General features: G+C 63.9%; 10 protein-coding genes. 4 read left to right on the forward strand and 6 right to left on the reverse strand.

Annotated features, from left to right (window positions below; translation table 11 throughout):
- Nucleotides 1-74: 74 nt before the first annotated feature.
- The 3 genes from OXH56_10440 to leuC are packed head-to-tail and all read right to left on the reverse strand — an operon-like array spanning nt 75 to nt 4,879.
- Entirely contained in the window at nt 75-2,852 is a 2,778-nt protein-coding gene (locus OXH56_10440) for a GAF domain-containing protein (protein ID MCY3555727.1), read from the reverse strand.
- On the reverse strand, nt 2,827-3,423 hold the full coding sequence (gene leuD / locus OXH56_10445) for a 3-isopropylmalate dehydratase small subunit (protein ID MCY3555728.1): 597 nt from the start codon (nt 3,421-3,423) through the stop codon (nt 2,827-2,829). Before leuD ends, OXH56_10440 begins: the two co-directional genes overlap by 26 nt.
- Before the next feature lie 55 nt (nt 3,424-3,478).
- Complete coding sequence (leuC, locus tag OXH56_10450; GenBank protein MCY3555729.1) at nt 3,479-4,879, reverse strand: 3-isopropylmalate dehydratase large subunit; 1,401 nt, start codon at nt 4,877-4,879, stop codon at nt 3,479-3,481.
- Nucleotides 4,880-5,361: 482 nt separating this feature from the next.
- Between leuC and OXH56_10455 the strand changes: the two genes are divergently transcribed.
- The 4 genes from OXH56_10455 to OXH56_10470 are packed head-to-tail and all read left to right on the forward strand — an operon-like array spanning nt 5,362 to nt 11,300.
- Nucleotides 5,362-6,657: a DUF512 domain-containing protein gene (locus tag OXH56_10455; protein MCY3555730.1), complete on the forward strand. Its 1,296-nt coding sequence runs from the start codon at nt 5,362-5,364 to the stop codon at nt 6,655-6,657.
- A 6-nt stretch (nt 6,658-6,663) separates the two neighbouring features.
- On the forward strand, nt 6,664-7,989 hold the full coding sequence (gene der, locus OXH56_10460; GenBank protein ID MCY3555731.1) for a ribosome biogenesis GTPase Der: 1,326 nt from the start codon (nt 6,664-6,666) through the stop codon (nt 7,987-7,989).
- On the forward strand, nt 7,986-8,543 hold the full coding sequence (locus OXH56_10465) for a MerR family transcriptional regulator (protein ID MCY3555732.1): 558 nt from the start codon (nt 7,986-7,988) through the stop codon (nt 8,541-8,543). Before der ends, OXH56_10465 begins: the two co-directional genes overlap by 4 nt.
- Before the next feature lie 30 nt (nt 8,544-8,573).
- Complete coding sequence (locus tag OXH56_10470; GenBank protein MCY3555733.1) at nt 8,574-11,300, forward strand: M1 family aminopeptidase; 2,727 nt, start codon at nt 8,574-8,576, stop codon at nt 11,298-11,300.
- A gap of 50 nt (nt 11,301-11,350) precedes the next feature.
- Here the strand turns inward: OXH56_10470 and OXH56_10475 are convergent, their stop codons facing one another.
- The 3 genes from OXH56_10475 to OXH56_10485 form a co-directional block, all read right to left on the reverse strand.
- Nucleotides 11,351-11,554, reverse strand: coding sequence for a tetratricopeptide repeat protein (locus OXH56_10475; GenBank protein MCY3555734.1), 204 nt, complete (start codon nt 11,552-11,554; stop codon nt 11,351-11,353).
- 113 nt (nt 11,555-11,667) lie between these two features.
- Nucleotides 11,668-11,964 carry an integration host factor subunit beta gene (locus OXH56_10480; protein ID MCY3555735.1) on the reverse strand — a complete coding sequence of 99 codons (297 nt, stop codon included), beginning with the start codon at nt 11,962-11,964 and terminating at the stop codon, nt 11,668-11,670.
- 131 nt (nt 11,965-12,095) lie between these two features.
- Nucleotides 12,096-12,845 carry a phytanoyl-CoA dioxygenase family protein gene (locus OXH56_10485; protein MCY3555736.1) on the reverse strand — a complete coding sequence of 250 codons (750 nt, stop codon included), beginning with the start codon at nt 12,843-12,845 and terminating at the stop codon, nt 12,096-12,098.

Here is a 12,845-nt window from a genome sequence, read left to right on the forward strand (position 1 = left end):
CGTTTTGCCCGTTCGGCAGTCGGCACCGACTTAACTCGTCAAAGAGTGTCGCCCGTTCGGCGGTCGGAACCGACTCAGTACGCCAGGGGCAGAGCGAAGGTGAAGGTGGCGCCGTGCGGACCGGTATCCTCGAGCCAGACTTCGCCCTGGTGCTCCTCGGCGATGGTCCGTATGGCATACAGCCCGAGACCGGATCCGCCGGTAGTCGACACGCCGGCACTGAAAAGCTCCTTGCGCACGGATTCCGGGATTCCGGGCCCCGTGTCGCGGATGTTGATCAGTACATACTGGCCGTTTCCCCGGCGGATCAGCCGGGGGTATTGCGAAGCGAGGCCGAGCCGCGTGGAAACGTGAATGCGTCCGCTGTACTCCATGACCTTCCAGGCATTGCCGGTCAGTTCGGTTATCACCTGATCGATCTCCTCCACGTTGACTTCGACAAAGGGCGGCGGATCCGCGAAATCGAATTCCGCCTGGCACGCCTCGCCGATCAGGCCGTCCATGACCGTGCGCCGCACGACGTCGTTGATGTCCACCCTTCGCTTCGGCGTGAGGGTCAGCTTGGTCAGGCGCTGCATATCTTCGGCGATCGCGGCGATACGGTCTATCTGGCCCCGGATCTTGCTCATGAGTTCCCCCGCCTGGCCGTTATCGGGCGTCTTGTCGCGTATCGTCTGGTTGAGGTGCCTCAGGAAGATCTGCGTGGCCATCGCCGGAGTTTTCAGCGCGTGCAGCGTCCGCTGGGCAAGTTCGCTGCGCGCCTCGGCACGGGTACGGTCGCGCAGGAGTTCCACGGTCTGGGAGTTTGCGATGACCTGCGCCGCCAGTGCGCCGATGACGGTCATGAATTCCAGGTGGTCCGGGGTGATATCGTGCCGGGTCCGCATATTGTCCGCGCCGATCAGACCGTAGAACTGTCCCGCGATGACCAGCGGCACGGCCAGCCAGGGCAGGTCGTCGTCCTTGCCCAGCGCCGCGGCGTCTGGAGAGCGGCCAAGAGACGCGGAATCGGCGGGGTCGAACCAGCATGCCGAGGGCCTGGTCCTGGATTGCCTGGCCACGGATTCCGTGTATGGATTGTCCTTGATGATGATCGTATAGCCTGTGAAATCGTCCGGGTCGTCCATGCCGACCGAATCGATGCCGACGAGTTTTTCCCCCGTTTCGTCGACTGCGAATATGCGCACCCGGTCGAAGCCGGCCATCTGCACGCCGTGGAGAATGAGGCGCAAGTTCTTCTCCCTGGACAACTCGGTCTGCATCAGGGTCAGGATCTCCTGGATGGATTCCAAAACCGTGCTGCGGTGCCGTTCGGTCTCCGACAGCGCGATGTTCGCGGCGGCCAGCCGCGCAAAGGGCTCCATTTCGGCCAGATGGCGCTCGCCGGGGGCGACCTGCCCGCTCTGGCTCCACAAGGTGAATACGCCCACGACTTTCTGATCGTAGAGCAGCGGCATGACGACGATGGGCACGTCGAATTTCAGTATGCGCAGGGCGCGGGGACTGATCTGGGGATCCGACTGCGGATCCATGCAGAGATAGCCTTTTCGTTCCCGGAACGCCCTGGTCGCCAGCGCCTGTTCGTCGAAACGGAAGCTCAGGCGGGAAAGGTCGCCGTCGAAACCCTCGCAACCGATATAGGACAGGCAGTGGAGCATCCGGTCCGTGTAGTCGACGATGTAGATGATGCCGTCCGTAAACCCATAGATCGACCGAACGCTGACGAGAATCCGGTTCAGGATCTCGTCGCGGGGCGGAGAGTGTTCGACCAGGCGCTGCACGATCCCCCTGAACTGGGCTTCCCGCCCGACGACCTGGTAGGCGATTGCCGCGTAATGGGCGAGCCAGTGCAGCATCTCAAGGTCGTGATCGTCAAAGGCGTCCACCTCGTAGGATTCCACGCTCAGGATGCCGATACGCCGGCCCTCGAACTGGAGCTTGACCGCGATCTGGCACTTCGTCCGGCCGTCCATGGCGCGATAGTCCGGGTCGGCCGACACGTCGGGGATGCGAATCTCGGTCAAGGATGGATCGTCCCAGAGACGGCGCACGATGCTGGGTGTGGGGACGGGACTGCCCTCCGGGAAAGTGGCCTCTCCCAGTTGGGCGGCGATGACCAGGTCGCCCAGCGTCTCGTTCCAGGAGATGAAGTCACCCCGGTCGCACCGAACCAGCGCCCGGCTGCGATAGAGGATCTCCTCGAGCATGGACGAGCGGTCGCGGGTCGTGTGGATGGCGTGCACCAGGTCGCGATTGACGGAGACCGTTCTCAGATGCTCCAGGACGATGACGATCTTGTTGGCCAGGATCCGGGCAATGTATTCGTCCGCTTCATCGAAGCCGTCTCTCGAGAGCGGACAGCCCGAACCGTTCGGGCCGTCCGGCGACTTTTTGTTCTCCACCTTGACGAGTCCCAGGACGACGTTCTTATGGTCCTTGAGGGGAATGGCGAGGAGGGACTGCAACTGCTTGCTCGCCAGGTACTCTCGGTCTTCCGCGGTATAGAAGGGACTCTCGGTGATCTGCGTCCCGCGCAGGCGTACCACGTCCCCCTGGTCGGCGATGTGGCCGGTCATGCCGCCCTTCGCGGCACTGTGGATCCGCAGGCGGACGGGCGGCGGATCGCCGTGGCCGGACAGATCGGAGTACTGCGCCGTCAGTTCCAGTTCGTGGGGCGCGTCGTCAGGCACCAGGAAGATGCCGCAGTACTCGGCGTCGAGCAGGTCGTAGACGCACCGGGTCACCGAGCGCAGGGTGGCGTTACGGTCCCGGTGAAACACGCTGCGCGACATTTCGTCGCTGGCCTTGGACAGCGCGAGCAGTTGGTCAACCGGTACACTGGGTACGTTCATACGCCGCTATGTCGTCCTCGAATTGCAGGGTCCAGCCGATTTCGTCCAGACCCTCCAGGATGAAGTGCTTGAGGAAGGGGTCGACCTCGAAGGGGTGGGACGCGCCGCCGGGCTCGGTGACGACCTGCCGTTCGAGGTCCACCGAGACGGAATAGGGGTGCTGTTCCGCCGCGTTCCGGAGCATGCGGCGCACGGTATCGCCGGGCAGCACGACGGGAAGCAGTCCGTTCTTGAAGCAGTTGTTGTAGAAGATGTCCGCGAAGGACGGCGCGATGATCACGCGAAAGCCGAAGTCCTGCAGGGCCCAGGGCGCGTGCTCGCGGGAACTCCCGCAGCCGAAGTTGTCCCCGGTTACCAGGATCGTGGCGTCCCGGAAGCGGTCTTCGTTGAGCACGAAACCGGAATCGGGCGAGCCGTCGCCCTTGAACCGCCAGTCGTAGAACAGGAACTGGCCGAAGCCCGTGCGCTCGATCCGTTTCAGGAACTGCTTGGGGATGATCTGGTCCGTGTCCACGTTGATCCGGTCGAGCGGGACGGCCAGGCCAGAGTGCGTGGTAAAGGGTTCCGCCATGCCATGCTCCGTTTCCGGTTGGCGTCGTTTTCGATTGGCGCCGTTTCGGTTTGCCTTACCAGTCTCTCACGTCGACGAAATGGCCGGCGACGGCGGCCGCCGCGGCCATGGCCGGACTGACCAGGTGCGTGCGTCCGTTGCGGCCCTGCCGGCCTTCGAAATTGCGGTTCGAGGTGCTGGCGCACCGCTCGCCGGGCTGCAGGATGTCCGGGTTCATGCCCAGGCACATGCTGCAACCGGCCTCGCGCCATTCGAAGCCGGCCTCCAGGAACACACGGTCCAGTCCCTCGGCCTCGGCCTGCTGCTTGACCGCGTGGGACCCGGGCACCACCAGGGCGGTCACCCGCGGCGATACGCGGCGGCCCTTGATGACGTCCGCGGCCGCCCGCAGGTCGCTCAACCGGGAATTGGTACAGCTGCCTATGAAGACGCGGTCGATCTCGATATCCGTGATCGACGTGTTGGGTTCGAGCGCCATGTAGGAGAGGGCCTTTTCGGCCGCGCGACGGTCGTTCTCGCTGTCCATCCCGCCGGGGTCGGGCACGACGCCGGTCACGTCCGTCACCATGCCGGGGTTGGTGCCCCACGACACCTGGGGCACGATCTCGTCCGCCTTCAGCGCAAGCCGTTCGTCGAATTCGGCCCCGTCGTCGGTGGCCAGCGTTCGCCACTCCGTCACGGCCCGGTCGAACATAGCGCCTTCCGGAGCGAACTCCCGCCCTGCCAGGTACTCGAAGGTCGTGTCGTCCGGCGCGATGAGGCCGGCCCGGGCGCCCAGTTCGATGGACATGTTGCAGATCGTCATCCGTTCGTCCATCGTAAGACCGCGGATCGTGCTGCCCGCGTACTCGATGACCGTGCCCGTGCCCCCGGCCGTACCGGTGCGGCGGATGATGTTCAGGATGATGTCCTTGGCCGTCACCCCTTCGCTCAACACGCCGTCCACGCGGATCTCGAAGGTCCGGGAGCGCTTCTGGAGAAGGCACTGCGTGGCCATGACGTGCTCGACCTCGCTCGTGCCGATTCCGAAGGCCAGCGCGCCGAAGGCGCCGTGGGTGGACGTGTGGCTGTCGCCGCAGACCATGGTCCTGCCCGGCTGCGTGATGCCCAGTTCCGGACCGATCACGTGGACGATCCCGTTACGGGGCGAGTCGAGATCGTACAGGGGCACGCCGAACGCCTCGCAATTCCGGGCCAGCATGTCCACCTGCAGGCGCGCGATCTCGTCGGTCATGGGCAGGGAGCGGTCGGTGGTGGGCACGTTGTGGTCCATCGTGGCGTAGGTCAGGTCGGGCCGCCTGAGCTTCCGGCCCGCGGCCCGCAGCCCTTCGAAAGCCTGCGGAGAGGTCACCTCGTGGATCAGGTGGGCGTCGATGTACAGGACGGTGAGCCCGTCGGGCATCTCCCTGACGACGTGTTGGTCCCAGACCTTCTCGTACATGGTTTTGGGAGGCATCGGTGTTTCCCCGGGATTCTCCGATTTAAAAACAGGCGCGGCGACGATAACTGGTGCGGCACCGGTCACAGGCGCGGCGCCGGAAGAAGGCGAAACGCTGATAACAGACGCAGTTCGCCGATTGTGCAGTACCGCGCAATGGCCTGTAAAGATTGTAAAATCATACGCTTACACCCGCAGTTCCGTCTTGCGGGTCAACTTATCCAATATAGTCCGACGGCGGCGCCGCGGGCAAGCGAAAAGTCCGCGTCCGGTCGGCTACGTTTTCCGGTTGTCGGCACCCTTCGCATGCAGGCATTCAGGCGCACCATCCACGGGTTCCCAGGCTCGCCATCCACGGGCTTCGGAACGCGCCAATCCTCTTGACAGCAAGGGTCCGATTCTCTATATTTCCAAGGGTCGCAATTCGTTAAATGGAGATACCTAAACGATTGCTTGTGATGACGCTTTGTTGTCACTGATATTTCAAAGTGTTAGGTGATATGCGGATAGAACAGGTGCGTCCGGACAGCATCGCGGATCATGTCGGCCTGGTCCCCGGAGACCGGTTGATCCGGATCAACCAGGCCCGGGTCAGGGATTCCCTCGACTACCGGTTCTGGTCCAGCGAAGACGTGTTGGAGCTCGACATTCTCCAGGCCAATGGAAACCGGGTGCTGATCGACGTGGAGAAGGATCCGGATGAAGACCTCGGCCTGTCTCTACACGAGCCGCCCTACCAGGCCTGCGCGAACAAATGCGTGTTCTGCTTCATCCACCAGAATCCGAAGGGCATGCGCAAGGCCGTATACTTCCAGGACGAGGACGTGCGCCTCACGTTTCTCTACGGCAACTACGTGACGCTGGCCTTCGCCTCCGACGCGTACCTCGACCGGATCATCGTGCAGCGCCTGAGTCCGATCTACGTGTCGGTCCACGCCACGGACCCGGAACTGCGCCGGATGCTGCTGGGCGCGCCCAAGGCGAAGGACGTCATGCCCATCCTCCGGCGGCTGGCGGACGGAGGCATCCTGATCGAGACGCAGATCGTCCTCTGTCCCGAACTCAACGACGGCCCAGCGCTGCGGCAGACCGTGGACGACCTGGCCGAACTGTATCCCGCGGTAGAGTCTATCTCCATTGTGCCCGTCGGCCTTACCTCGCACCGCCAGGGACTGTATCACCTCGAACCGGTCACCGTGGATTACGCCCGGCGCATGATCGATACGGTCGGCGCATGGCAGGAGGAACTCCGCGAACGGCTCGGGCATCCGCTGGTGTATCTGTCCGACGAATGGTACCTGATGTCTTCCACGCCCTTTCCTCCGCCGTCCTTCTACGAGGACTGCCCCGTCGTGGAGAACGGCGTCGGCATGGTCACGCAGTTCGAAACCGAAATGGGCGAACAGATGCGTTCGCTTCCCGATAAGGCGTCCGAACCGCTCCGGACGACGCTGGTCACGGCCGAACTGGCAAAGGACGTGGTCCGGATGTCGCTCGTGGATCCCCTGAACCGGGTGGAACACGTAGAAGCGAAGCTGGTTGTGGCGGAGAACACGTTCTTCGGCCCGGGGATTACGGTGTCGGGACTGCTGACCGGCCGGGACATCCTCCGCGCGCTGAAGGACGAGGAAACGGGCGACCGCGTGTACCTTCCGCCGAATGTGCTGAACGACGACGGCCTGCTGCTGGACGACATGAACCTGCCCGGCCTGAGCGAGCGGATCGGGGTGCCGGTGGAACTCTTTCCCGGCCACGTGCGGGAACTTCCGGGGCTGGGAGGAGCATACGAACGGTAAGGCAACATGTCCCCTGTCATCGCCATCATAGGACGCCCCAACGTGGGCAAGTCGGTGCTGTTCAACCGGATGATCGGCCGGCGAGACGCCATCGTGCACGACGCACCGGGCATCACGCGGGACCGGCACTACGCCGACGCGGACTGGTTCGGGAAGAAATTCACCGTGGTGGACACAGGCGGCCTGGTCCCGGAATCCGATGAGCCCATGGAGGCGGCCATCGAGCAGCAGGCCCGGCTGGCCGTCAGCGAAGCCGACGTGATCCTGCTGGTCACGGACGTCCGCACGGGCATCACGCCCCTGGACCAGAAGGCTGCCGAAGTCGTCCGCAAGGCCGGCAAGCAGGTCATCGTCGTCGCCAACAAGGTGGACAGCGGCGCCCAGGAGAACCACGCCTACGAGTTCGGCGCCCTGGGGCTGGGCGAGCCCATGATGATCTCCGCCCTGAAGGGACGCAACACGGGCGACCTGATGGACCTGCTGGCGGAGCGGATGCCCGAACCCGAGCCCGTCGAGGAGGAGGAAGACGGCGCGATCAAGGTGGCGATCGTGGGCCGACCCAACGTGGGTAAATCGTCCCTGGTCAACGCCATCGTGGGCAGGGACACGGTGATCGTCTCCGACGTCCCCGGCACTACGCGGGACTCGGTGGACACGAAAATCACCCGGCAGGGCGTGAAGTACAACCTGATCGATACGGCCGGCCTCCGGCGCCGGTCCCGCATTAGAAGCGACATCGAGTTCTACAGTTTGACGCGGACGATGCGGAGCATAGCGCGCTGCGACGTGGCGGTACTCCTGGTGGACGCCGTCGACGGCCTGGCCACGCAGGAGCAGCGGATCGTCTCGCAGGTGGACGAGGCCGGGAAGGGGCTGGTCATCGCCTTCAACAAGTGGGACCTGGTGGACCGGACCGAGCATCCGACCGAGGCCTACGCCCAGACGGCCAGGGAGTACCTCCGGTTCGCCGACTACGCGCCGATTCTGTTCGTTTCGGCCGAGACCCGCCGCGGGGTGACCCAGATCATGCAGAAGACGCGGCACGTCCACGAAATGTGTTCACTCCGGGTATCCACCGGCGAGCTGAACCGCGTCGTGGAAAGCATCACGTCCTACTATCCGCCCCCGGCCGCGCCGGACGGGCGGGCGACCAGCATCCTTTACTGCACGCAGGTGCAGAACGCGCCGCCCACCTTCGTGTTTTTCGTGAATCACCCGGACGCGATCCCGGATTCGTATAGGCGGTATCTGTCGAACCGGCTCCGGGAAGCCTTCGTATTCGAGGGTTCGCCCATTCGCGTGCTGATCCGCGGTCGGGAAGGGAAACGATGAGCAAGCTGTATTATTCCAGCAGCGAAGTCTCGACCATGCTCGAACTCGAGCCGTCCGTACTCCGGTTCTGGGAAGACCAGTTCGGCCAGCTTCGCATCAAGCGGAACCGCGCCGGCAAGCGGATGTACCGGGAGAAAGACATCGAGCTCATCCGCAGGATCAAGCAGCTCACCCGGGACGAAGGTTACACGATCGCCGGCGCCCGGAAGAAGCTTCAGGAAGCCGCGGCGAACCGGGGCGCGGAGAAGGCGGGCCGAACCGCGGAACGCGCCTCCGGCGCCGTGGAGAAGGCAGCGCCCGGCACTGTGAAAGCGGATCCCGGGGGACAGGCGACGACTAGCACGGAGCTGGCAGCCCCCGGCGAGCAAGCGGCCCCTGGCGAGCAAGCGGCCCCCGGCGTAACACAGGCCGCCGCCGACGAGCAGTCGGCCCCTGGCGCAGAGCAAGCGGCCGCTGGCGCGCGGAATGCCCGCACGGCCGATTCCTCCTCCCAATCCGAACTCATCCAGTGGTTGCGGTCCAGCCTGATAGAAATCCGGGATTCGATGGACTAGGGACATGCATTCCGCGTTCAGGAAACGGTCATGATCGCCATCCCGCCACGTCCGAAGTCCCCGTTGTTGCCCGCCCTCCTGTCGGGCCTGCTGTTCAATCTCTTTTCCCTCGCATCCGATACCACAAGCGCCCGCGCGGCGGCACCGCATCCCCAGGCTATCGATGGTCCGGCGGTCGTCGACCGCTCAGCCGATACCCCGCATCCAGCAGACGCCGAGATCGACGAACTTGCGAGCGAGGGTCCGTCGACCGTAGACCGTCCCAGCATCCCGGGCCCGTCCATCGAAGCGGCCCTGGCGGAGTTGTACCAGCAGCTGAATGGCCGGCGGATTGGCGAAAACCCCCTCGAAGAGGTCCTCGACGATGGCGGTCCCTCCCTGGCCGAACGGTACGGCGGTGCCAGGATCAGGCTGAGGAAGCGTCACGCGTTGGACAGCTACCTCGCCCGCCCTGAAGTACGGCTAAACGTTTTTTTCGAAGAGGATGAGCGGCTTTCGGCCGAACTGTGGGACGTCCATTTCGAGCGGCATGGGGACGGATGGATAGCCGAACGGTTCAAGCCTTTGCTGACGGCCCACCTCGGCTTCCGGTTCTCCCTGCGCGAGGACGAGGTCTACGCTTTCGACCACCTGACGATCGAGCGGCCCGCCGGGACATTCGAGATCGAAGACGGCCTGCTGATGCCCGGGTTCTCCGGAGACCGGATCGGGCGTGCGGTCCTCGTGGGCGCGGGGCGATTCACCTTTACGCCTCAGGACCACGTCGAGCGTCACCAGATGAACAAGTACGCCCGTACTGCCGGTGATATCTATACGACGCGGTTCGACCGGGTGGTGCTGGTCCTGGCGCCCGAGGGATATGAGCGCCTGGTGGAAGGCGTGGCGCTTTCGCGCGTCGGGGGCGGGCGGGCATTCGACCGGGCAAAAGCCCTGCTGAACCGCGTCGACCGGGATTACCTGCTGGACATGCGGCCCGCCCGGGAACGCTTCTCCCTCGCCCACACGCATCCGGACTTCCTGCAGGCAGAGATCGATCTCGCGGAATCGGACCGGTGGCTCGTCTATACGAACAGCCCCTATGAATCGGAATCGGTCAGCCTGGTCCAGAAGAGCGGTTTCCCCAGGAATCCGGACATCAGTCCCCCTGTGGTCTGGTGCCGTTTCTCGCCGGGGCCGGAGGGACCGTCCGGCCGCACCGTCCGGGCCGGCCGCGCCTCAGAAGAAGAGACGGTCCGGGGTCCGCTGCTGTCCCTCGACCACTACGATATCGTGGGATCCCTGGAGCGTGGCGGAAGGCGCATGCACATGAAGACGACCCTGGAAATCACGGCCCGTTCGGACCCCCTCACCGCGGCGACTTTCACGCTGAATCCGGATCTGGAAGTCTACCGCGTGGACGACGCCGGCGGAGACGGCGCGCTGTTCACCCGCCAGGGCGCCTGGCTCACGGTCCCGTTCCAGCGGTCGGTGCCGAGAGACAACACCACCACGCTGACGCTCTGGTACGAGGGCGACGTCTTCCGAAACGGCGGCGACTTATTCGGCCTGATGACCAACCAGCAGTGGCTTCCCGTTCATTCCAACGAGGATCTGTACACCTTCGACATGGAACTGCGCTATCCGGAAAAGCTGACCGTGGCGACGGTCGGCGCCCACGTGGCCAGCCAGGTGGAGGAAGATACGCGCGTCACACGCTGGCGGCGGACGCGGCCCGTGTCGTCGCTGGGTATGACGGTCTCCGAGAACCGTACCCTCACGGTCTCCGCGGGCGGCATCGACGTGATCCTCAGCGTGGACGAAGACTGGCGCCCGGCCGAATCGAACACGGCGCGGATCCTCACGCACATCGGCCCCGCGCTGGACTACTTCGGCGGCGTCTTCGGTCCCTACCCCTACGAAAAGCTCGATATCGTCCAGATGCCGGACGACTATGCATTCGGACGAGCCCTGCCGTCGATGCTGATGCTGTGGGGACTGTACTTCCAGGATGCCTTCCGACTGGAAGCGAACCTGCACGCCCACATGTACACGGAAGTGCAGCACCTCTTCCGCGGGTTCCTGGCCCACGAACTCGCCCACCAGTGGTGGGGCGGCGACGTGGTCCCGAAGACGTACCGCGACGCCTGGCTATCGGAGGCCATGGCGACGTACGCGGCCGACCTGTACATCGAAAGCGAGGCCGGTCCCGATGCGTTCCGCGAGATGCTGAAACGGCACACGGACCAGGCGCTGTTCGCTGACCGGCACGGTGCGATCGACCTGGGCATGCGGCTCGGTGAGCATTACCAGGCGGTCGTCTACGAGAAGGGCGCCCTGGTACTCCACATGTTGCGGCGTACTATTGGTGACGAGCACTTCATGAACGTGCTCTCGCGGTTCTGCCGGCAATACGCGGGCAAGCTGGTTACGACGGCGGACTTCGAGGCCGCGGTGGAAAGGGAAACGGGCCGGGAGATGGGCTGGTTCTTCGACCAGTGGATCCGGGACACGGGCTATCCGGTCTACCGGATGTATTTCACCAGCAGCGAAGGGGCCGGCAAGGGGTTCACGGTACGCGGGCAGCTGATGCAGGAACAGGAGGGCCGTGTGTTTCATGCCATCGTGCCCCTGGTCATCGAGCTGGAAAACGGCGACCGGATCGTCCGGGAGATCTGGAATACCCAGAAGCGTCAGACCTTCGAGTATGCATTGCCGGACAGGGCGAAGCGCATCGACATCGCGCCGGATTTCTCCGTATACTTCAAGGCGGCCCGGTAGCGCCGTACGCGACCCTTCTCGAGCAGGGACCTCTCCACCCGGGCCCGACGTTATTCGAGCAGGGGTCTCTCCACCCGGGCGCGGTTTGCCTCGGTTGAATCGGGATTCCGTTTGATCAGCCGCTGGTACGCGAAACCAGCCTCGACGGTGCGTCCCGCGGCTTCGAGGCATTTTCCTGCCCGCCCCAGCAGGAAGCGCGCTTCATCCTCCAGATCCGGTTCGAGATAGGCCGTCAGGAGCCGGTTGCGCGGCATGCAACGGACACAGGCACAACAGCCATCGAAACTGATACAGGCGGGCGTGTTTACTACAAGTCGTCAGGATGGAAGTCGACAGGATGGCGGGGGTGCTGCGGTCCGCCCTTTTTTCACTCATCCAAGGGGACCCGCAGCGCTTCTTTCAACAGTTTTCCGGGTTTGAAACGGGTCTTCTTTCCGGCCGGGACGTAAACGATATCGCTTGTGCGGGGATTGCGCGCGGATGTACGGGCTTTCGTGTCCTTGACTTCGAATACCCCGAATCCCCTGATTTCGATCCGGTCTCCCTCGATCAGGGAGTCCCGCATGGCCACGAACGTCTGGTCGACCACGGGAAACACCTGTTCCTTTTTGAGCCCCAGGCGCTTGCTGATCAGTTCCACCAGTTCTTTCTTGGTGGTGGTCATGAAGGCCTCCACCCGGCCATCGGGACACCGGTACGCAAAGGACGCTATCCCTTTGCATTAATTCAACTTAACAACGCCGCACGTATTCTAAGGGGCGGTATTCGCCGTGTCAACGGATTTTGTCGAGAAGCTCAATTCATACCCGCCGGCGCCGTCTCGTGAAAGGGGAAGGACCCCTTGAAGGGACGGGGACTGGAGACGTACCACACGCCTTCGTACATCGGACAGGTCTGGTAATGGCAGACTACGTTGCACCGTTCCATGTCGTCGTCTTCCTTGGCGCCCTGGTGGGGGATGTGGCTGAGGAAGACGACCGCGTCTCCGGCCATGGGGTGCAGCACGACGTGTTCCTGCGCGTAGCACCACTCTTCGAACGCGACGTGGTCGATCCGGGGATACAGGTGGGGCGGCTCGGAGAGGTGGCCGTTCTTGACGAAGCGGAGATTGCCCTGGCCGGGGACGTTGTCCTGGAAGTAGAAGGTCGTGTTCACGCTGCTGGGCTGCACGGCCAGCCGGCGTTTTTCCGTCTCCCGCTTCTCGTTCCAGTAGCCGTAGAAGTCCATGTGCCATTCCTGGGTGTAGGCGCCGGGGTTGATGTGCGCCCGGAAACTGCGGAGCTGGCACTGCTTGCCCATCATGGCGTAGAGCAATGGCGCCACGCTCGGATGGCCCACGAGCGGGGCGAAGACGTCGGGCTCCCGGTCCAGCAGGCTGTCGAACCACATGTTCCCGACCGCGTTGAGCCCTTCCTCCCATCCCTGCTCCTTCGCGTGGAATATGCGGGACCGCACCTGCTCGGTTTCTTCCGGAGACAGGGCGCCCTTGATGAGCACGAAACCGTCCCGCTCCAGTTGATCCAGATATTGGTCGAGAGTATTCAC

Source organism: Gemmatimonadota bacterium (genome assembly GCA_026702745.1).
Classification (GTDB): domain Bacteria; phylum JAAXHH01; class JAAXHH01; order JAAXHH01; family JAAXHH01; genus JAAXHH01.